The sequence below is a fragment of the Streptomyces venezuelae ATCC 10712 genome, from assembly GCF_008639165.1.
Lineage (GTDB): Bacteria > Actinomycetota > Actinomycetes > Streptomycetales > Streptomycetaceae > Streptomyces > Streptomyces venezuelae.
Map to the genome: position 1 here is coordinate 3,130,409 of NZ_CP029197.1, position 19,623 is coordinate 3,150,031.

Consider the following 19,623-nt stretch of genomic DNA (forward strand, 5'->3'; position numbering starts at 1 on the left):
GCGCATCACGGCCGGCACCTGCAGCAACTGCGGCGGCCCGGCCGAGAGCGGCCCGTCCGGCGCGTGGTGGCACACAAGGGAGCCGTGCTCCAGCCGCGAGCCGCTGCGCACTGCCACGTTCAAGCCGCGCCAGCAGGACGTCCCCCCGCGCGACCGCCAGATCAAGGAACCGAGGAGGCACCGATGAGGCACTACGTGCGCGGCTACGTCCAGCGCGCCGACGGAGACGAGGCGGGCAAGCCGCTGACGATCATCGCCGCGACCGAAGGCCGCAAGGGCGACGGCCTCAACCTGACCATGAAGGGCGCCGAGCTCGGGCGGTTCGAGGCCAACCCGGTCGTCGGCTACGGCCATTCCTACTGGGGCCGTGACGGCCTGCCGATCGGCCGGTCCGACAAGACGTGGATCGACGACGACAAGCTGCGGATGACGATCTCCTTCGACCAGGACGACGAGTTCGCCCGCACGGTCGAACGGAAGTACCGCGGCGGCTACATGAACGCGTTCTCCATCGGGTTCGACGTCTGGAACATCGACGACGCCGGCGTCCCCGAGGGCTGGGAGCTGTTCGAAGTGAGCGCGGTCCCGCTCCCGATGGACCCGAACGCGATCGTCGAATCCGGGCGCAGCGCCCTCGACATCGCCCGCGGCCTCGACGTCCGCGCCGCCCCGGACGAGACCGTGCAGGCCGTCCTGTCCCGGCTCGCCGAGCTCGACACCGCCCGCGCGGGCGCGGTGCTGTCCAAGAAGAACAAGGGCCTCGTCTCCGCCGCGCGTGACGCTCTCACCGAGCTCCTCGACGCGGCCGGCGGCACCGACGAGGACGACGAGCGGGCCGCCCCGCTCGTCGACACCGCCCGCCTCCTCCGGCTCGCCGGACTCTGATCCCCCCGCGCCGCGCAGCCGCGCGGGGCACCTACACCCACCGAAGGGAAACCCTGATGGCCAACATCCGGGAGCTGCGCACCAAGCGCACCAAGCTCGGCGCCGACGCCCGAGCGATCATGCAGACCGCCGAGACCGAGGGCCGTGCGATGACGCCCGAGGAGGAGGTGCGGTTCGACAAGCTCATGGAGGAGCGTGACGGCGTCGACCGCACCATCGAGCGGGCCGAGAAGCTCGAGGACGACGAGCGCGCCGACGGCGCACGCGAGGACCTGGAGCGCGGCGGCACCCGCGGCGGCGACGAGGCCATGGGCGCCCTGCGCGCCTACTTCCTCGGCGGCCGGTCCGTCCTCACCGAGCGCCAGGCCCGCGCGCTGAACGCCGGCCACGACCCCGAGGGCGGGTTCCTCGTCGCCCCGCAGCAGTTCGTCAAGGAACTCCTCAAGGGCATCGACGACATGGTCGCGCTGCGCGGCCTGGCCACCGTGCACCAGCTCACGACGGCCGAGTCCCTCGGCGTGCCCACCCTCGACACCGACCTGAGCGACGCCGAGTGGACGAGCGAGCTCGCCACCGGCAGCCAGGACGACGGCATGCGGTTCGGCAAGCGCGAGCTCCGCCCGCACCCGGTGGCCAAGCGTGTCAAGATCAGCCGCAAGCTGATGCGGTCCTCGGCGACGAACCCCGAGACCCTCGTCCGTGAGCGCATGGAGTACAAGTTCGGCGTCACCGCCGAGAAGGCCTACATGGTCGGGGACGGCAACCAGAAGCCGCTGGGCCTGTTCACCGCCCACGCCGACGGCATCCCCACCGGCCGGGACATCGACATCTCCACCTCCGGCACCGGGTTCGTCAACGTCGCCGCGGGCAACGCCGCGGACGACCTCATCACCGCCAAGTACACGCTCAAGGGCGCGTACCACAAGAAGGCGCAGTGGCTGTTCCACCGGCTGATGATCGCGTCCGTGCGCAAGTTGAAGGACGGCGACGGGAACTACATCTGGCGGGCCGGCCTGGCCGACGGCGAGCCGGACAAGATCTTGGACCTGCCGTTCATCATGTCCGAGTTCGCCCCGTCGACGTTCGGCGACGGCGACTACGTCGGCATCCTCGGCGACTTCTCCTACTACTGGATCGCGGAGGCCCTGCAGTTCGAGGTGCAGCGCCTGAACGAGCTGTACGCCGAGACGAACCAGGTCGGGTTCATCGGCCGCCAGGAGGCCGACGGCATGCCCGTCCTCGCCGAGGCGTTCGTGCGCCTGCAGTCCAACGACGTCGTGCCGTAACCCCGGCCCCCCCGTCCAGCGCAGGCCCACACCAGACAGGAGCAGCACCCATGCGCAGCGACATCAAGAACAGCATCGACATCGCCGCCACCCTCACCCCGGCCGCGCGGACCGACACCGCGACCGGGACCGGGGTGGACCTGGCGAACTACGACGCGGCCGCCGTCGTCATCTCCACCGGCGCGGTGGCCAACGGCGCGTTCTCCATCGAGGTCCAGGAGTCCGACACCCTCGGCTCCGGGTACACCGCGGTGGCCAACGCCGACCTCGACGGCACCGAGCCCGCCACCCTCACCGCGTCCACTGTGACGGTGATCGGCTACCACGGCGTCAAGCGGTACATCCGCGCCGTGGCCACCGACGCCGGCACCGGCGACGCCTCGTTCGGCGTCACCGTCGTCCGCGGCAAGGGCCGCGTCAAGCCCTGACCCCTTCCCCCCCCCGCTCACGGCCGCCCGGGCCCCGCCATCGATGGCGGGGCCCGGCCGCGTCCAGGACCACAGGAGGACCACCATGCGAGTCGAGATGCTCCGTCTCATGGTGAACCCGAAGTACGGCACCCAGCCCGAGGGCTCGATCCTCGACATGGACGACGACGACGCCGAGCAGCGCGTCGCCGCCGGAGACTGCCGGCCCCTCGAGGAGCCGAAGAAGAAGCGCGGCGGCCGTCCCGCCAAGACCACCACCACGCCGCCGCCGCCGGGTGACGCGGTGGCCGTCGAGGAGATGACCGTCGACCAGCTCAAGGCCTACGCCGCCGAGCACGACATCGACCTCGGCGACGCCCGCCTCAAGGAGGAGATCCGGGCCACCGTCGCTGCCGAGCTCGAGCGCCGCCGCGACGAGGACGACGACGAGGGGACCGGGGACTGATGGCGTACGCCAGCGCGGACGACCTGCGCCGCCTCCTGCGCATCGACTCGTTCACCGACGAGGAGACCGCGACCGCCGAGCTCCTGATCGAGCTCGCGCAAGGGGTGATCGAGGACGAGGTCGGCCAGGCCCTGGAGCAGTCCACCGACACCGTCATCCTCGACGGCCCGACCGACGAGGACCCCCGGTACCACCCCGCGAGCGGCTCCCGGAAGCTCATCCTGCCGCGCTGGCCCGTGACCGCTGTGGCCTCGGTCCGGCTCGTCGATGAGGACGAGGACCTCGTGTTCGGCAAGGACCGGGACTACACCTGGTCGGCCTCGGGGGTCCTGCACCGCCGCGGCGCCGACTGGCCCGCCCACGAACGGGCGATCGAGGTCGTCTACACCCCGGGCTACGCCCCCGTCCCCCCGGGCCCGAAACGGATCTGCCTGCGCCTGTCCGCGGCCGGCTGGTCCAACCCGGAATTCCTCTCCGCCGAGACCCTCGGCGACCACTCCCGCTCGTTCTCCGCCGAAGCGCTCGGGATGGAGCTCACCGCGGCCGACCGGCGCACGCTCGGCGCCTACCGGGCCCGGACATGAGCGTCGGCCGGTGGCTGAACCGGACGCTGCAGGTGTGGCGGCCGGTCACCGTCGACGACGGCTACGGCGGCCAGGAGACCACCCTCGTCCGCCAGGAGGACGACGTCCGGGGCAAGGTCGACCAGCCGTCCGCCTCTGACCGGCTGCTCGCGCAGCAGGCCGGCGCCGAGCACACCCACGACGTGTTCCTCCTGCCGGCCGCCGACGTCGCGCGCGGCGACGAGCTGCGCGGAGGCGGCCAGGTCCTCAAGGTCACGTCCGTCGTCGAGCCGTCCTCCACCCGCTACCGCAAGGCCGAGTGCAAGCTGATCGAGCGCGAGGGAGCGTGAGATGGCCCGTACCGGGATGACCGTGGAAATCCTCGGGATGGACCGGCTGCGGACCCAGCTGGAGGACCTCGGCGAGGACATCGTCAAGGCACTGCAGAAGGCTGTGAAGGAGTCCGCCGAGGCGGTCAAGGCCGACACCCAGCGCGACGTCGCCAAGGACTCCCGCAACCTGCACGACAAGGTCGACATCAAGTACAAGGACGACGACCTCACCGCCGTCGTCGGCTGGCACAACGACACCGAGTACTACGCCCGGTTCCTGGAGTACGGCACCCGCCGCATCACCGCCCGGCCCGCGCTCCGTCCCGCTCTGGAGGCCGAGCGCGGCCGCTACAAGGCCCGGCTGACCGACGAGGTGCGGAGGGCCCTGAGGTGACGATCCCGCCGCCCGTCTCCCCCATGCTCGCGATCCAGGGCGCCATCCGGTCCCTGCTCGTCGCCGACGCCCAGCTGCAGACGCTCGGCGTCTCCGTCTACGACTACCTGCCGGAGAACGTGCCGTACCCGTTCATCGTGATCGGCGAGGCCACCGAGGTCCCGGCCAACGCGCACGACCGGCACGGGTGGGAGACCGTCCCGACCCTGCACGTGTGGGACCAGTACCGCGGGTTCAAGCGGGTGCTGCAGATCGGCGGCCGGCTCACCGCGCTCCTGGACCACCAGCCGCTCGCGGTCCCCGGCTACGACCACGTCGTCACCCGGTTCGAGTTCGCGCAGCCGCTCACCGACCCCGAGCCGCCGGGCGACATCCGCCACCTCGTCCAGCGCTACCGCGTCGTCACCGCGCAGCCCGTCTGACCCGCCCCACCACCGTCGCCCCGGCCCGCCTGGTCCGGGACTTCGCCATGTCCAGAGAGGAGCGCCATGGCAGCGCTCAGCACCACCACCGTGACCACGGTCGGGGGCCTGGCCGACCTCGACGCGGCCGCCGTCGCAGCGGCCGGAGGCGGCGACACCGCCCCCGTCGGCCCCGGCCTGTTCCTGTTCGTCAGCAACGGCTCCGGCTCGCCCCGCACCGTCACCCTCGCGACCCCGGGGAACGTCGACGGCCACGCGATCGCGGACGCGACCCTCGTCGTCGCCGCCGGCAAGCGGGGCCTGATCCCGCTCACCAACCTCTTCCGCGGCGCCACCGGGCGAGCCGCGATCACCTACGACGGCGTCACCTCGACCACCGTCGCCGTTCTCAAGCTGGGAGCCTGACATGGCAGGTAAGGACGCATTCGGCAGCCAGTTCCTGAGGGACTCCACCGGATCCGGCTCGTTCGTCCTGGTCGCCAACGTGACCGACATCAGCGGCCCGTCCCGCAGCCGTGAGGCGATCGAGGTCACCGCCCACGACTCCCCGAACCGCTACCGCGAGTTCATCAAGGGGCTGAAGGACGGCGGCGAGGTCGAACTGACCATCAACTACGACCCCGGCAACTCCACGCACACGGCGCTCGACGCCGATTTCGAGGAGGACGACCTGCGGGACTACCAGGTCGTCATCCTGCCGGGCGAGGCCGACGAGCACACGTGGGCCTTCTCCGCCCTCATCACCGACCTCGGCGACGAATACCCGACCGAGGGCCAGATGGAGCGGACCGCCACGTTCAAGATCTCCGGCATGCCCACCCTCACCCCGACCGGCTGACAGGAGCCTCACCCCCATGGCATCGCTCAAGGACCTCATCCGCAAGGCGCAGGACATCCGCCACCAGGACGACGTGGAGATCCCCGAGTGGGTCCCCGGCGCCCGCTTCCGGGTCACCGGCCTGCCGTCCGGGGACTGGGAGGCCTACCAGAACTCCCTCACCAAGATGACCCGCAAGGACAGCGCGGACAGCATCGAGATGAGCGTCAAGTCCCGCAAGGCCGAGATCGTCGCCAAGGCCCTGCGCGACCAGGAGACCGGCGAACTGGTCTTCCCCGACCTGCGCGAGGGCATCGCCATCCTCAGCAAGAGGTCGGCCGGGATCGTGGGCGGACTGTTCGATCTCTGCCGCCATCTGTCCGACGACAACAAGGACTTCACCGTCCGCGTGCAGGAGGCGGAGGCGGGTTTCGGCGACGGCCAGAGCTGAGGCTCCTCTACAGCCTCAGCGTGGCCTACCGCATCCCCCCGGGCGAGGTCCTGGAGCGGTTCACCGAGGAGGAACTGATCCGCCTCGTCGCGTACCAGAACCTGTACGGGCCCATCGGCCCGCAGCGCCTGGACGTCGTGGCCGCCCGTCTCGGCATGGACGTGGCGGCCCCGCACATGAAGAAGGGCGCCCGCCCCAAGCTCTCTGACCACATCGTGCAGTGGAGCCGCAACGCGCGCCCGCGCAAGACCGGCCGCGAGCTCCTCGCCGCCGTCAAGGGCATCCACGCCGGCCTCACCGGATCAGGAAGGGGGCCGAGATGACCGTCCTCGACGAGCTGCTCGTCCGCATCGGCATGGACTCCTCAGGCGTCGAGGAGGGCGCCCAGGAGACCACCAGCCGCCTTGAGGGCCTCGCCGCCCCGGCGGCCGCCGCTGGCGTCGCGGCCGGCGCCGTGTTCGCGGTGGGCATCGCCGGAGCGATGGACATCGCCGAGGCACAGCACCAGCTGCAGGAGTCGCTCGGCCTCACCGAGCAGGAGGCCGAGCGGGCCGGCGGCATCGCCGGCGACGTGTTCAGCGACGGGTTCGGGGAGTCCCTCGAGGAAGTCACGACGGGCCTGTCCACCGTGACCGCCGCCATGGGCAAGCTCGGTGACTTCACCGACGCCGAGTTGCAGGACATGACCAAGAGCGCGCTGGGCCTGGCGCAGAAGATGGAAGTCGACGTCGCCGACGCCTCGACGGCGGCCGGACAGCTGATCAAACAGGGTCTCGTCAAGGACGGCACCGAGGCGTTCGACGTCCTCGCGCAGGCGGCGCAGGTCCTGCCCAAGAGCATGCTGGCCGACGTGCCCGCGGTGGTGCAGGAGTACGGCACCCACTTCAAGCGCATCGGCCTGGACGCCTCGACGGCGTTCGGGATGATGAGCCAGTTCGTGCAGGCCGGCGGTAAGGACATCGACCAGGCAGGCGACATCCTCCACGAGTTCGCCCGCATCACGTCGGAGGAAACCGACCGCGCGAGCGAGGCGTACAAGGCCCTCGGCCTCGACAGCAAGAAGATGCTCGCCGACATCGGCAAGGGCGGGAAGCCCGCGGCCGACGCCCTGCAGCTCACCCTGGACAAGCTCCGCAACGTCCCGGACCCGGCCAAGCGCGCGCAACTCGGGGTGGCGCTCTTCGGCGACATGGCCGGTGAGGCAGCCGACGCCCTGCTCGCCATGAACCCGCAGACGGCCAAGGCCGCCTCCGGGATGGACACGGCGGCCGGCGCCTCGAAGAAGCTGAACGAGTCCATGGAGGCGGACCCCGCGCGGCAGATGGACGCGGCGATGCGGACGCTGCAGATGACCCTCGGCGAGGCCCTGCTCCCGATCGTCAAGTCGGTGTCCCAGTTCATCAAGGAGCACAAGGACACGATCAAGGAGTTGGTGCCGATCGTCCTGATCCTGGTCACCGCGCTCGGCCTCATGGCGGCCGCCATCTGGATCGTGAACATCGCGATGATGGCCAACCCGATCGGCCTGATCATCGCGGGAATCGTCGCCCTGATCGCGATCGTCGTCGTCCTCGTCATGAAGTGGGACGAGGTCAAGGCCGCGCTCCTGGCGTACTGGGAGGGGCTCAAGACCGACGCGATCCGCATCTGGAACGCGATCACCAAGTTCTTCGTCGACGCCTGGAACAAGACCCGGGAGGACGCGATCCGCGTCTGGAACGCGATCACCGGGTTCGTCGCCGCGGCGTGGAACAAGAACAAGGCCGACGCGATCCGCATCTGGAACGCGATCACCGGGTTTCTCGCCGGAGCGTGGGAGAGGACCCGGGCGGACGCGATCCGCGTGTGGAGCGCGATCACCAGGTTCGTCAGTAGCCAGTGGACCAGCCTCATCAGCAACGTCCGCACCGCCGTCGCCACGGTCGGCTCGTTCTTCGGCGGCATGTGGGACGGCATCACGCACGGCCTCAAGACCGCGCTCAACGCCGCGATCTGGCTGATCAACCAGGCCATCGAGGGCATCAACACGTTGATCTACGGGGCGAATCGGGTCCCCGGGGTGAACATCCCCTACATCCCCTACATCCCGTTCCTGGCCGAGGGCGGCATCACGACCGGCCCCACCCTGGCGATGATCGGCGAGGGCCGCGAGCAGGAGGCCGTCCTCCCGCTGTCCAAGCTCGACGCGCTGATCAACTCGCCCACCACGATGGCCGCCCCGTCCACGGGCAAGGTCCAGGCGGTCCAGGTCGTGGTGACCGCCCACGCCGACCGGAACGGGTTCCGCGACTTCCTGCAGTACGAAGTCGCCACCACCGGCAACGGGTCCATCGCCCGCTACGCAGGAGAGGAGTAACGATGGTGGCTCTGCCGCCGCCGCGCACCACCGAGGTGTACTACAACGGGGCCTGGCACCCGGTGAGCGTGCGGGAGTCGACCACCGTCAGCATCACGCGCGGGCTCTCCGGGACCGGGACCCGCGCGGCGCCGGCCGCCGCAACGATGACGCTCGGCAACCGCAGCGGCGCGGTATCCGTGCACGACCCCGAGTCCGCGCTGTACGGGCTCGGCCGCAACACACCCATCCGGTTCTCCGTCGAGGGCGGCGGACCGCACCTCGCCTACCCCGCGTCCGGGTTCCCGGTCGTCTCCACGCCCGATCACGCGTCCCTCGGCGTCGCCGGGGACCTGGACGTCCGCATCGACGTCGCCCCCACCTCGTGGGCGACGCCGGCCGCCCTCATCTCCCGGGCCCGCACGACGGGGTCACAGATCTCCTACCTGCTGTGCATCGCCCAGAACCGGATCCCTCAGCTGCTGTGGTCGCCCAACGGCACGTCCGCCTCGCGACGCTGGATGGCCGCGACCGCGCCCGTACCCGCGTACGACGGGCAGCGCATCGTCCTGCGCGCCACCCTCGACATCAACAACGGGGCCGGCGGGGTCACCGCCAGGTTCTGGTACGCCCGGCATCGTGACTCGCCGCTGTGGCTGCCGATCGGCGATCCGGTCACTGTGTCCGGCACCACGTCCATCTTCGACGGCACCGCGCCCCTGGATGTCGGCAGCAGCGACCTCAGCTTTACGCCCGACGGGCTCTCCGGCCTGCTGCCCGTACGCGGCCGCGTCCACGCCGTCCAGGTCTACGACGGCACGACGCTCAACGTCGACATGCGCCCCGAGACGCAGGCCGACGTAGGGGCGGGCAGCTTCACCGACGGCGCCGGCCGGGTGTGGACGCTGTCCGGCGGCACCACCCTGTCGAACCGTCAGGTGCGCCTGGAAGGCGAGGTGCCCGCCTGGACGCCCGAGCGTCACCCCAGCGGCAACGACAGCGTGATGACCATCGCCCCGGCCGGGATCATGCGGCGTCTCGGCACCGGCAGGCGCCCTCTCAACGACGCGCTCCACCGGTACATCGCCGCCAGCGGGCCCATCGAATGCTGGCCGCTCACCGACGGCGAGGAAGCCACCGCCGGAGCCGCGCTCCTGGGCAGCCCGCCGATGCGCTCCTCGGGCGGTGGCTCCCGGCTCACGTGGGGACGCGGCGACCTGCGCCCATGGCTCCCGCCGGTACTCCAGCTCCAGACCGCGGCCAACAGCGACATGTCCGCCACGGTCGCCTCGTCCGCCGCAGCGGCCACCGGGTGGGCGATCGACTGGATTCGCTCCGGCACCGGCGACCTGGAGATCCTGCGGCTCAAGGACCGCGGCGTACCCGCTTCCCAGCTGGAGTGGTCCGTTGTCGCCGACCGTGCAGGCAACGCCCTGCGCGTGATCGTCGAGGTCGTCAGCACCGGCTCGTCCACCACGCTGATGAACATCCCGAACGCGGGCATTTTCGACGAGGAGCCGCACCACATCCGGTTCGCGACGTTCGTCTCCGGAGGCAGCACGTTCTGGTCGGTGTACGTCGACGGCGAGCTGGTCTCCGGCGACGTCTACGCCGCCGCCACCGCAGCCCTCTCGGCCGTCCGCTTCACCGCCCTGCTGGGCGCCCCGAGTGCGGGGCCGGTGTCGGTCGGCTACCTCACCTACTGGGGCGCGAGCGGCCCCGCGGCCGCCGACTACTACCGCGCGTTCACCGGCTACCCCGGCGAAACGGCTGCGGACCGGGTCGTCCGGCTCGCCGCCGAGCAAGGGGTGCCCCTCTCCCTCGACGGCGAGGCCGCCGACACCGAGCCGCTCGGCGTGCAACTGCCGGCTCGGTTCCTCGACACCCTGGAGACCGCCTCTGACGCCGACCTCGGCTACCTCCTGGAACGCCGAGACGCACGAGCGCTGCTCTACCGGACCCGCGCCACCCTCTACACCCAGTCCCCGGCCGTGACGCTCGACTACAGCCAGGGACTCATCAGCGGCGAGCTACGGCCCGTTCCCGACGACCGGCTCACCCGCAACGACATCGCCGTCACCCGCCAGGGCGGATCCACCGCGCGGCGCGCGGTCCAGGAGACCGGACCGATGTCCGTGCAGGACCCGCCGGACGGCGTAGGCCAGTACGAGGACGCCGTCACCCTGTCCCTCGACACCGACGAGCAGGCCCTGCAGCAGGCATGGTGGCGCGTCCACCTCGGCACCACCGAAGGCCTGCGCTACCCGCGCGTCGTGATCGACCTCGCCAACCCGCGGGTGGCCGCGCTCGCCCACGACATCCTCGCCGCCGACGTCGGCGACCTCCTCCGGCTTACCCATCTGCCCCCCGAGTACGGGCCCGACGACGTCGACCTCATCATCCGCGGCTACACCGAGGAAGTCGGGGACAAGGTCTGGCGGATCACGTTCGTCTGCGACCCCGGCGCCCCGTGGACCATCGGCGTCCTCGACGACGCCCGCCTCGGACGCCTCGACACCGCCAGGTGCACGCTCGGCGCCGGCGTCAACGCGACCGCCACCACGCTCTCCCTCGTCACCTCGACCGGGCCCCGCTGGATCACCACCGCCGAGAAGCCCGCCGAATTCCCCTTCGACCTGAGGGTCGGCGGCGAGGTCGTCCGCGTCACCGCCATCACCGGCACCACCCTCACGCAGAGCGCCACCGTCATCCGGTCCATCAACGGCGTCAGCAAGAGCCACACGGCCGGCGCCGACATCCGGCTCGCCCAGCCACTCGTCCTCGGCCTGTAAGGAGGCGGCCCATGGTCTACACGCCCACGTTCGCGGGCGAGACCCTCACCGCGGCGAAGTTCAACTCCCTCTTGATCGAGGAGACGATGCCGTGGACCGATTTCGCCGCCATCGGCTCGTTCGCCAGCGGGTTCTCCGCCGCGTCGTACACCCCGCGCATGCGCAAGCTGCGAATCCTCGGCCAGGAGCGTTGGGAGTACGAAGGCCGGCTCGCCGTGACCTCCGGAACGATCGTGGCCAACGTGAACACCACCGCCTTCACATTCAACGTGGGATTCAGACCCGCGTTCGAGCACGGCTGGCAGGTGACCGGCGGCAGCACCGGCTTCTTCGGCGTCCGCGCCGCCATCTCGACCGGCGGCCTGCTCCAGGTCGGCGTACCCACAGGCGCCGGAAACACCACCAACGGCGTGCTGCTGGACGGCCTGTTCATCGACGCCCCCATCTGACGCGTACTCCGCTCTACCGCCCGCCCCGCGCCTCCGGCCGGGGCTTTCGTCGTACCTGGAGGTCCCCACCATGGCCACACCACTCACCCCCGACAGACTCCTCGCCGCGCTGCGCGCCGAGGGCGTCACCGTCGTCGAGCACCCCGGATGGCGCACCCACAACCGCAACCACATGGGCCCCTTCGGCCCGGTGCACGGCGTGATGATCCACCACACCGTGACCAAGGGCACCGCCACCACCGTGCGGATCTGCCACGACGGCTACGCAGGCCTGCCGGGCCCGCTCTGCCACGGCGTCATCGCCAAGGACGGCGTCGTGCACCTGCTCTCCGCCGGCCGCGCGAACCATGCCGGATCCGGCGACGGCGACGTCCTCCAGGCCGTCATCGCCGAACGGCCCGTGCCCACCGACGACGAGGCCGACACGGACGGCAACCGCTCCTTCTACGGGTTCGAGTGCGAGAACCTCGGCAACGGCACGGACCCGTGGCCCGCCGTCCAGCTGGAGGCGATCGAGAAAGCCGCGGCCGCGATCTGCCGGGCGTACGGCTGGGGCGAGCGGTCCGTCATCGGCCACCTCGAGTGGCAGCCCGGAAAGTCGGACCCCAAGGGCTTCTCCATGGACTCGATGCGCGACCGGATCGCCGACCGCCTCGACCTCAAGCCCGTACCGCCGAAGAAGCCGACCCCGCCCGCGCCCGCCAAGCGGCCGCCGTTCCCCGGCCGCGAGGCGTTCCGCCCGGGCCAGTCCAATGCTGCGATCGAGCAGCTCGGCCGCCAGTTGGTGAAGCGCGGCTTCGGCAAGCACTACCGCGTCGGCCCGTCCCGGCAGTGGGGCGAGGCCGACCGGCTGAACGTCGCCGACTTCCAGCGCTCCCGCACCGAGCTCCGCGGCGACGCCGACGGGTACCCCGGGCCCCTCACCTGGCACCTCCTCTTCTCCTGAAAGGACACCACCATGCACGACACCACCAAGCGCACCGCGCGCACCATCCTCCAGTCCGCGCTCGGCCTCGCCGTCGTACTCCCCGCGATCGTCGACGCCTCCGGCATCCCCGCGGCCCTCCCGTGGGTCGCCGGAGCCCTCGCGGTCGCCGGCGGGTTCGCCCGCGTGATGGCGCTCCCCGGAGTGCAGCGCCTGCTCCCCGGATGGCTCCGGACCGACGAGCCGGAGGCACGCGGGTGACACCGTCGGAGTCCGCGCACGTGGCCCTGGAGCTGGAAAAGCTGCGCGGCACCATGGAGGCGGGATTCGCCCGGACCGACGGCTCCCTCGCGCTCCTGGTCCAGCGCGGCGACCAGACCGACAAGCGGCTCGACGACCACGACAGCCGACTCGACACGCTGGAGCGCTCCCGCTGGCCACTGCCCTCGCTCGCGGTCCTCGTCGCCCTCGCCGGCCTCATCTACCAACTCGTCCAGAATTAACACCGCGCCCCCTCCGCCTGCGGGCGGAGGGGGCGCTCGCGGCGTTACGCGGCTTCGTAGAGGTGAGCCCGGCCGCCCCGCCACTCGACCCACCGGGGGTCGTCGAGGAGGGCCTCCGCGTCGGGGAGCCCCGCGCGGCGGAGGAACTCAACCACATGGTCGTCACTGTGAGCGAGGCCGTAGATCTGGTCTCGTATCGTCACCCGGCGGCCGCCGGTTGGGCTCGGCCGGTGCACGACTATCGGCGCATCGCTCATGTCCTCAGGCTGCACCAGTTCCCCGCAGGACGCACGCCCGGCCCCTGCCTCCGTTACAGCCCTTTCCGCCCGCCGACGGAGGGACGATCCGTCGGTCGGCTCAGGCCGCATCGAGCGCCTGGGCGCCCGGCAAGGCCCCCGTAACCCGCGAATGCGCCCCCTGCCCGGCCATGAGCCGGACAGGGGGCGCATTCGTCATTCCCCCTTCACCACAGGGGAGTAGCGTTCTGAGTGTCTAGGTCAGAACGGACGGAGCCCAGTATGCCCGAGCAGCACAGCCCCGCACTCGCCCCTGAGACATTCGCCCACCGCGCCCGGATGGCCCGCGACCGCGCGGGCCTCACCCGCCCCGTCGCCGGTGGCCTGGCCGGCCGGTCCGCCGAGTGGGTCAAGGGCATCGAGACCGGCACGATCGGAATGCCCCGCCTGCCCATGCTCATGCGCCTCGCCACCATCTACGAATGCGACATCGCCGACCTCACAGGCGATGACCGGATCGCCGCCGCCACCTACACCAAGGCAGCGCACGCCGAACTTCCGGCAATCAAGAGGGCCTTGACCACCTACCGCCTCACGCCCACGGACGCGGAACCCGAGCCAGCCGCCGCGCTGACCGCTCGCATCCGGCAGGCCTGGAAGCTGTGGCACGGAACGGGGGACCACCGCTCACGCGTGGCGTCGCTCCTGCCCGACCTGCTCGCCGACACGCAGCACTCTGCCCGCGTCCTCGACGGCGCCGACCGGCGCCGAGCCCTCGTCGCTCAGGCGCAGGCCTACCACCTCGCCCAGCTGTTCCTGTCCTTCCAGCCGGCGCCCGACCTCGTCATGCTGACCGGCGACCGGTCGATGACCGCGGCGCAGGACGCCGACAGCCCGCGCGCGATGGCCGGCGCCGCCTGGTACATGAACCACTTCTACCGCGACGCCAACGAGGCCGCGGAGGCCCGCGTCGAACTGGCCGAGCAGGCATCCGCCCTGCTCCGCCAGGACGACGAGGAGGACCTGGCCCGCTGGGGACTCCTACAGCTGGCCGTGGCCCTCAGCTACGCCAAAATCGGCCGCGAGGGCCAGGCCTGGCGCTACTGGGACCGAGCACACGAGGCCGCCCGCCGCCTCGGCCCCGACTACGCCCACCCGTGGCTGATCTTCGGACAGGGCGTCGTCGACGCGTACGCGCTCACCATGCATAACGACCTGATGCAGCCCGGCAAGGCCCTCGCGGTCGCCGAGGCGCTCGACGTCTCCAGGATCCCCTCGGCCACCCGCCGCTCCTACCACCTGATCGAGACAGCCCGCGCTCACGGCATGCGGGACGAGGGAGTCGCCGCGGTCGCTCTCCTGCAGAAGGCGCACCGCGAATCCCCCGAGACCATCCGCTTCAACATGCACACGCGCATGGTCCTGCCCGAGCTGGCCAAGACCGGGCCTCGCATGGTGCGCGAGGACGCCCACACCCTGGCCCTCGAACTCGGCGTCCCGGTGTGATCGTTTAAGGGGTAGGAACCCTACCCCCCGACAAGGGGGTAGGGGCCTTACCTCTCGTCAGCTCGCCTGCGCCCTAACGTCGTTGCACCCGCAGGACACAGCGACGGTAGGGAGCAGCATGCCCGAGCAACAGCACGCCATTGAGGGTGGTCTCACCGCCCCCGTCCTCCAGATCGTCACGTCCGACGAGGAGCAGGCCGAAGACAAGGCCCTCATCGCCGTCCGTCGGGCGCTCACCACGGAGCAGGGCCTCGACGCCCTGGCGCTCGCGCAGCTCACCGACACGCTCCTGACGCACTGCGCCGACTTCGCCAGGGCCATCGAGGCCCTGCCCATGCATCGGCGCCCGGTGCGCGGGCAGGGCGCCCTGAGGGACTGGGCCACGCTCCAGGCCGACGGGCCCGGCGACGGCCCTCTCGGCACGTGGTCGTACGCGAGACAGCTCGCCCTGGTCGCCCGCTCCATGGTGACGGCGCTCCGCAGCCACCGGGCCTCGACGGAGACCCGCGCGCCGTACGTCGGCCGTCCGGGCCTGCCCCCGCTCGCCCCAAGCGCCCCGTGAACGAGTGGCAGCGGCAGGCTCTCTACTGCCTGATCGTCCTCGGAATGCTCGCCGCCCTCTGTCTGGGCATCGCTCCCTGACGGTCCGCCCCGCCTGCCTAGACTGGCTCGGCTGCCACCGACCGAAAGATCACGAATCATGCGTCTCGACACATTCCACGCGTTCGCCGTCTCCGCGCTGGCGGACGCGCCCGACGTCCTGTCCTCCGTGCCGTGGGACCGCGGCAAGGAGCACCTGCGGGGCATCCACGTCACGCTCACGACCGGTGCCCAGGTCTGGATCGGCGTCACGTCGGCCGCCGCCCCTGGCGACCAGTGGCAGGGACCCGAGATCCCCGTCGAGGGCGAGCCCCCGGCCGAGATCCCGTACCCGCAGTTGTTCGAGGACGGGAAGAAGACGACGACGCCGGCCCTCCTGCAGGACTACCTGGCCGCCGCGCTCACGAACTCGGGGAGCAAGCAAATCGCGTCCGCGGCCGGGTATGGCAGCGACGCGCTGCACCCGGGATTCGGTGTCGTTTTCCACGACGGCGCGCGGGGCTTCTGCCTGTTCCATCACACCGCCCGCCAGGGCCAGACGCTCGGAGGCCGCGCATTCGACCTCCAGGGCGTCATCTGACCCTCCCCGGCACCGTCCGGGGAGTGCACATCGCACCACCGTCAGCACCACCTAACGAGGAGGACTGATCATGCGGCGATTCGACCCCGGCATGTGCGAGGGGAATTGCCCCGTCTGCGGCGCGGGAGTGGGCTCCCCGCCCGGCTCCCCGACCACGATGCACCAGCGCAACGGGAGCGGCACCGAGACGTGCCCCGGTAGCGGCTCGCCCGCCGTGTAGTAGCTCCACCCCCGCCCCGGCCGGACCGTACCCGGTCGGGGCTACTCGAACAGCACTCCCGGGGGCACACCGATCGCGTCCGCCAGGAGCAAGACCGTGTCCACGGTCGGCGCGGCTCTGCCGCTCTCGATCTCCTGAATCGTGGCGCGCGCGAGACCGGACAGCTCGCCAACCCTCTGCTGCGTCAGGTTGGCGTACATCCGCGCGTCCCGTACCCGTGCACCGAACACGGCTCGACGGGCAAGGACCCAGTCGGGCGGAGGGGCTGAATTCGGGCGGACCACATGCCCACACTGAACGCATCATGATCATTTGTATGCACGGCTAGCCAGGCATTTTTGGATCTTTGATGGCGCACGTCACCCCCGAGCCGCCCGACAGCAGGCGGCTCTTGCTACGGCACGTCCTTGTCTCGACTCGTCGCCCACCACACCATCAGCTGATTCGTGGACCGCAGGCCCAGGCCCTCGCGCAGGGCCTCGAGCTCGCGCCCCACCTCTCGGTGGCTGACTTCGAGCCCCTTAGCCACGGCGGACTGCGTTTCCCCCTCGGCCAGGCCTCGGAGGATCATGCGCTGGCGCGGGGTGGTGACGGCATCCGCGACTGCCGCGCGGGCCTCCTGCCATGGGGTGGCCCTGGCCCAGTAGCCCTCGAACACCGAGCGCGCGAACGCGGCGCCGGCCACGTCCTTGATGTGCCAGCCGGAGTCGACCTCGGCCGGAACTACATGGTTCTCGACGAAAAGATCCCTGCCCGCGATAACCATGCGGGGAGGGAGGTCGCGGCCCACGCGGACCTCGCCGCCCCCTTCGAGGACACAGTCGACATATTCCATCGTCGGCGCGTGCGACAGCGCGGCAGCCGGATAGAGGGACCGAACCATGACACCTCGCTCCAGGAGCGCGCGCGCACGGCTGATGGCCTCCTGGAGAACGTCCGGGTTTCGCTCGCTGGGCACGCCGGGCTGAACGGTAAGCAGCCCCTCCTGGGCATCCAGGAGGGCGTGCCCGATGCGCTCGTTCATCAGCTGCCTGCTACGGACGAACTCCGATGCCGGACCTCCGAAGTAGCGCTGAGGGTCGTAGTGGCGAGAGAGAGCCTCGATCTGCGAGACCTGACTCATCATCTGGAGCGTTCGAGCCAGCATCCCGTGATAGCCGGTGAGAAGGTGCTGCGCCGTCATCCTCGGATCCAGGGCGACGACCTTGCCCCCGACGTCTCGAACGAGGCCGAGCTGGCGAAGCCGCTCAAGGGCCGCCGACTCCTCAACCGGGTGCCCTTCGGCGACATCCCGGTAGGCCGCCTCCTCCTCCGGCGTCAGTCGAAGGCTGGCGTCCAGTTCCATACCCCACCCCTGTTTTCTGTCCTCTTTCGGACCTGTCCAACTTTTCACTATGTAAGCGCTGGCATACGCCATCCACACATGTCAGCGTAGGGTTCACGTCAAGCGAGCGTATGTGCGTTCGATTTGTGATCGATACAGGGAGGGGATGCGCATGGGACAGAGAGTGATCAAGATCGTCACGGCCGTTCTGTTTTCCGCCGCCGCCGTCGTGGGCGTCACCGCGACCGCGCAGGCGGATCCGGGTTGGGGCCGCTCCGCCCCGGAAGTCACTACGACCGTGACGCCGACACCCAGCGAGCCGACGAACGACCCCGGCTGGGGATAAGCGGCAACACGCGTTGGTCGCTCGCCCGTCAACCCCACATGACGGGCGAGCCCTTCTTATCGGCCCGAGTGCACAGCGAGCGCACGGGGGGAGACCTGATCCGGCCGTGCCGGGATAGGTGGGAAAAATGACGGACGTAGTCCGCGTAGCGGTCCTCGGCGTGCTGGCCCTCGGTGTCGTCACGCTTGCCCTCATATTTAGATCCCTGCGCGGGCAGGTGGACGACCTGCGCGCCGAGGTGGCGTGCCTCCGCATTGAGCGCCTTCTCGGCGAGCCGGCCGTGGCCACCGAGGCGGACCAAGTCCGGACGCGCCGTCCCGAGCTCGGCGTGATCCTTGGCGCCGCTATCGGAGCAGTCACCGCCACGGCGGCCACCTGGCTCTTGTGGGGGTGACCCCCGCCCCCAATGCCCCGTCAGCCGAGGCCGTACCTCACGGCCCGACCGCCGGGGCATCGGTGCGCCGCAGCCTCTACGCCTAGCCGACGGCCCGGAGGGCAGGACGCGCCCCCTGGAGCGTCGTCTCGATCGTCTCCATGGCGTCGTCGTCCGTCTCGGGCAACAGGTGACCGTACAGGTCCGACGTTGTCTTGATCGACTCGTGCCCGAGGCGCCGCTGCACGTAGGTGGGCGAGTGGCCGGCCGAGATGAGGGCTGCCGCGTGCGAGTGCCTCAGGTCATGCGGGGTCGGGTGCTTGTAGATCGGGAGTACCCCATCCTCCTTCGCCTTGCGGATCGCCCGCTGCCATCGGTCGTAGAACGTCGAGTAGTGCAGCCGCTGCCCCTGGTCTCCCGTGAAGAACAGGCTGTCGTCGTCCAGCTCCTCGGTTCTGCGCAGTTCGTTCAGCGCCTCGATCACGGACTTGCTGACCCGGATGGTGCGCCGGCTCCGCTTGGACTTGGGCATGCCCACGTAGTAGCCACCTTCGCCGTCCTTCTTCCATGCCCGGTGGACCTGGAGCCGTACGCGAGCGGGGTCGGAGTCGAGGAGGCAGTACGGGGCGAGCGCCGTGAGCTCGCTGTACCGCAGTCCCGTCCCGTACTTGACCTCCACCATCAGCTGGTCCTGGCGGATGGTGAGCCGCTCCCGGATGGCCGCCACTTCTTGCGGGGTGAGGAACTCGATGTCCTCGTCCTCGGGCCCGGTGCCGCCGTCATCGCGGCGGGGCAGGTTGGTGCGCTCGCAGGGGTTACGGGCGCGCAGGGGCGGCTCGGCCCGGACTGCCTCATTGAGGATGCTGGACAGGAGCCCGTGCAGGTTCCTGATCGTCTTCGGGGACATCATGCGGTTCAGCGGCCCGCGCCCCTTCCGCACCTTCGTTTGCTCCAGGACTCGGACCCAGCCGCGGATGGTGTCGGAGGAGAAGTGCCCGACGCTGCGAACGTCGCACTCGCCGAACGTGGGGAAGATGTACATCTCAAGCTCGCGGAGGCAGTCCTTGCGGTATTGCTCCTCGATGCCGGTCTTGAGCTCGATGACCTTCGTGGCGTAGGCCCGGAAGCGGTACTGCGCGTCGCCCCCGTCGTCGCCAGCCTCCTCGGGGACGATGTACCCCCGCCCCTTGATCCATCCTGCAGGCCATCGCTGGCCGGCCTCGTCAACGGCCTGCTTAAAGATGTCGGCCGAGGCCTTGCCCTCGTCGTCGCCGTCGAACTTCTCCGTGGCCCACTGGGGGTCGCCGGGCCGACGGGCCGCGTCTCGCCATTTCACCTGGTAGCTGGTGATCTCTCCAGCGCGGTTCTTCCGCGGGTGCACGCTCGCCATGGCGTGACACTAGACCACTGT

General features: G+C 70.4%; 27 protein-coding genes. 23 read left to right on the top strand and 4 right to left on the bottom strand.

What is annotated here, in order from left to right; genetic code table 11:
* Positions 1-183: 183 nt before the first annotated feature.
* The 18 genes from DEJ43_RS14260 to DEJ43_RS14345 all read left to right on the top strand — a co-directional run bounded on the left by DEJ43_RS14260 (position 184) and on the right by DEJ43_RS14345 (position 13,027).
* A complete protein-coding gene (locus DEJ43_RS14260) occupies positions 184-885 on the top strand; it encodes an HK97 family phage prohead protease (protein WP_041662478.1) in 702 nt (233 codons plus the stop codon).
* Between the two features lie 56 nt (positions 886-941).
* Positions 942-2,171 (top strand): phage major capsid protein, encoded by a 1,230-nt coding sequence (locus DEJ43_RS14265; protein WP_015034066.1) that lies wholly within the window; start codon positions 942-944, stop codon positions 2,169-2,171.
* A 50-nt stretch (positions 2,172-2,221) separates the two neighbouring features.
* A complete protein-coding gene (locus DEJ43_RS14270; RefSeq protein ID WP_015034067.1) occupies positions 2,222-2,599 on the top strand; it encodes a hypothetical protein in 378 nt (125 codons plus the stop codon).
* Positions 2,600-2,684: 85 nt separating this feature from the next.
* Positions 2,685-3,044 (top strand): hypothetical protein, encoded by a 360-nt coding sequence (locus DEJ43_RS14275; protein WP_015034068.1) that lies wholly within the window; start codon positions 2,685-2,687, stop codon positions 3,042-3,044.
* Positions 3,044-3,628 (top strand): head-tail connector protein, encoded by a 585-nt coding sequence (locus tag DEJ43_RS14280; protein WP_015034069.1) that lies wholly within the window; start codon positions 3,044-3,046, stop codon positions 3,626-3,628. Before DEJ43_RS14275 ends, DEJ43_RS14280 begins: the two co-directional genes overlap by 1 nt.
* Complete coding sequence (locus tag DEJ43_RS14285) at positions 3,625-3,957, top strand: head-tail adaptor protein (protein WP_015034070.1); 333 nt, start codon at positions 3,625-3,627, stop codon at positions 3,955-3,957. Before DEJ43_RS14280 ends, DEJ43_RS14285 begins: the two co-directional genes overlap by 4 nt.
* A 1-nt stretch (position 3,958) precedes the next feature.
* Positions 3,959-4,333: an HK97-gp10 family putative phage morphogenesis protein gene (locus tag DEJ43_RS14290; RefSeq protein ID WP_015034071.1), complete on the top strand. Its 375-nt coding sequence runs from the start codon at positions 3,959-3,961 to the stop codon at positions 4,331-4,333.
* Positions 4,330-4,755, top strand: a complete 426-nt coding sequence (locus DEJ43_RS14295; protein WP_015034072.1) for a DUF3168 domain-containing protein — start codon at positions 4,330-4,332, stop codon at positions 4,753-4,755. Before DEJ43_RS14290 ends, DEJ43_RS14295 begins: the two co-directional genes overlap by 4 nt.
* A 66-nt stretch (positions 4,756-4,821) precedes the next feature.
* A complete protein-coding gene (locus DEJ43_RS14300) occupies positions 4,822-5,160 on the top strand; it encodes a hypothetical protein (protein WP_015034073.1) in 339 nt (112 codons plus the stop codon).
* 1 nt (position 5,161) lies between these two features.
* Complete coding sequence (locus DEJ43_RS14305; RefSeq protein WP_015034074.1) at positions 5,162-5,593, top strand: phage tail tube protein; 432 nt, start codon at positions 5,162-5,164, stop codon at positions 5,591-5,593.
* Between the two features lie 16 nt (positions 5,594-5,609).
* Complete coding sequence (locus DEJ43_RS14310; RefSeq protein WP_015034075.1) at positions 5,610-6,023, top strand: hypothetical protein; 414 nt, start codon at positions 5,610-5,612, stop codon at positions 6,021-6,023.
* A 20-nt stretch (positions 6,024-6,043) separates the two neighbouring features.
* Entirely contained in the window at positions 6,044-6,346 is a 303-nt protein-coding gene (locus tag DEJ43_RS14315; protein WP_015034076.1) for a phage tail assembly protein T, read from the top strand.
* Positions 6,343-8,379, top strand: coding sequence for a phage tail tape measure protein (locus DEJ43_RS14320; RefSeq protein WP_015034077.1), 2,037 nt, complete (start codon positions 6,343-6,345; stop codon positions 8,377-8,379). The genes DEJ43_RS14315 and DEJ43_RS14320 overlap by 4 nt, the downstream gene beginning before the upstream one ends.
* Positions 8,380-8,381: 2 nt before the next feature.
* The gene (locus DEJ43_RS14325; protein WP_015034078.1) at positions 8,382-11,150 is read left to right on the top strand and encodes a hypothetical protein; all 2,769 of its coding nucleotides are present in this window, start codon (positions 8,382-8,384) and stop codon (positions 11,148-11,150) included.
* A gap of 11 nt (positions 11,151-11,161) precedes the next feature.
* Positions 11,162-11,599: a hypothetical protein gene (locus tag DEJ43_RS14330; RefSeq protein WP_015034079.1), complete on the top strand. Its 438-nt coding sequence runs from the start codon at positions 11,162-11,164 to the stop codon at positions 11,597-11,599.
* 70 nt (positions 11,600-11,669) lie between these two features.
* Positions 11,670-12,545 carry a peptidoglycan-binding protein gene (locus DEJ43_RS14335; protein ID WP_015034080.1) on the top strand — a complete coding sequence of 292 codons (876 nt, stop codon included), beginning with the start codon at positions 11,670-11,672 and terminating at the stop codon, positions 12,543-12,545.
* A 12-nt stretch (positions 12,546-12,557) separates the two neighbouring features.
* Positions 12,558-12,785 (top strand): hypothetical protein, encoded by a 228-nt coding sequence (locus tag DEJ43_RS14340; protein WP_015034081.1) that lies wholly within the window; start codon positions 12,558-12,560, stop codon positions 12,783-12,785.
* Positions 12,749-13,027, top strand: a complete 279-nt coding sequence (locus DEJ43_RS14345) for a hypothetical protein (protein WP_051025879.1) — start codon at positions 12,749-12,751, stop codon at positions 13,025-13,027. Before DEJ43_RS14340 ends, DEJ43_RS14345 begins: the two co-directional genes overlap by 37 nt.
* Positions 13,028-13,071: 44 nt before the next feature.
* Here the strand turns inward: DEJ43_RS14345 and DEJ43_RS14350 are convergent, their stop codons facing one another.
* Positions 13,072-13,284: a hypothetical protein gene (locus tag DEJ43_RS14350; protein WP_015034083.1), complete on the bottom strand. Its 213-nt coding sequence runs from the start codon at positions 13,282-13,284 to the stop codon at positions 13,072-13,074.
* 261 nt (positions 13,285-13,545) lie between these two features.
* Here DEJ43_RS14350 and DEJ43_RS14355 point away from each other — a divergent pair, with 261 nt between their 5' ends.
* The 3 genes from DEJ43_RS14355 to DEJ43_RS14365 all read left to right on the top strand — a co-directional run bounded on the left by DEJ43_RS14355 (position 13,546) and on the right by DEJ43_RS14365 (position 15,949).
* On the top strand, positions 13,546-14,769 hold the full coding sequence (locus tag DEJ43_RS14355; protein WP_015034085.1) for a helix-turn-helix domain-containing protein: 1,224 nt from the start codon (positions 13,546-13,548) through the stop codon (positions 14,767-14,769).
* A gap of 118 nt (positions 14,770-14,887) precedes the next feature.
* The gene (locus DEJ43_RS14360; RefSeq protein WP_015034086.1) at positions 14,888-15,331 is read left to right on the top strand and encodes a DUF6415 family natural product biosynthesis protein; all 444 of its coding nucleotides are present in this window, start codon (positions 14,888-14,890) and stop codon (positions 15,329-15,331) included.
* A 138-nt stretch (positions 15,332-15,469) separates the two neighbouring features.
* Entirely contained in the window at positions 15,470-15,949 is a 480-nt protein-coding gene (locus DEJ43_RS14365) for a hypothetical protein (protein WP_015034087.1), read from the top strand.
* A gap of 261 nt (positions 15,950-16,210) precedes the next feature.
* Here the strand turns inward: DEJ43_RS14365 and DEJ43_RS38535 are convergent, their stop codons facing one another.
* Both DEJ43_RS38535 and DEJ43_RS14375 read right to left on the bottom strand, forming a co-directional pair.
* Positions 16,211-16,453 carry a helix-turn-helix domain-containing protein gene (locus DEJ43_RS38535; protein WP_041662479.1) on the bottom strand — a complete coding sequence of 81 codons (243 nt, stop codon included), beginning with the start codon at positions 16,451-16,453 and terminating at the stop codon, positions 16,211-16,213.
* Positions 16,454-16,563: 110 nt separating this feature from the next.
* Positions 16,564-17,514: a helix-turn-helix domain-containing protein gene (locus tag DEJ43_RS14375; RefSeq protein WP_015034090.1), complete on the bottom strand. Its 951-nt coding sequence runs from the start codon at positions 17,512-17,514 to the stop codon at positions 16,564-16,566.
* A 163-nt stretch (positions 17,515-17,677) separates the two neighbouring features.
* On the opposite strand from DEJ43_RS14375, the gene DEJ43_RS37445 reads away from it, so the two are divergent.
* Positions 17,678-17,839 (top strand): hypothetical protein, encoded by a 162-nt coding sequence (locus DEJ43_RS37445; protein WP_158506259.1) that lies wholly within the window; start codon positions 17,678-17,680, stop codon positions 17,837-17,839.
* A gap of 127 nt (positions 17,840-17,966) precedes the next feature.
* On the top strand, positions 17,967-18,233 hold the full coding sequence (locus DEJ43_RS14380; protein ID WP_041662481.1) for a hypothetical protein: 267 nt from the start codon (positions 17,967-17,969) through the stop codon (positions 18,231-18,233).
* 82 nt (positions 18,234-18,315) lie between these two features.
* Here DEJ43_RS14380 and DEJ43_RS14385 read toward each other — a convergent pair whose 3' ends face one another.
* Positions 18,316-19,602 (bottom strand): tyrosine-type recombinase/integrase, encoded by a 1,287-nt coding sequence (locus DEJ43_RS14385; RefSeq protein WP_015034093.1) that lies wholly within the window; start codon positions 19,600-19,602, stop codon positions 18,316-18,318.
* Positions 19,603-19,623: the final 21 nt, after the last annotated feature.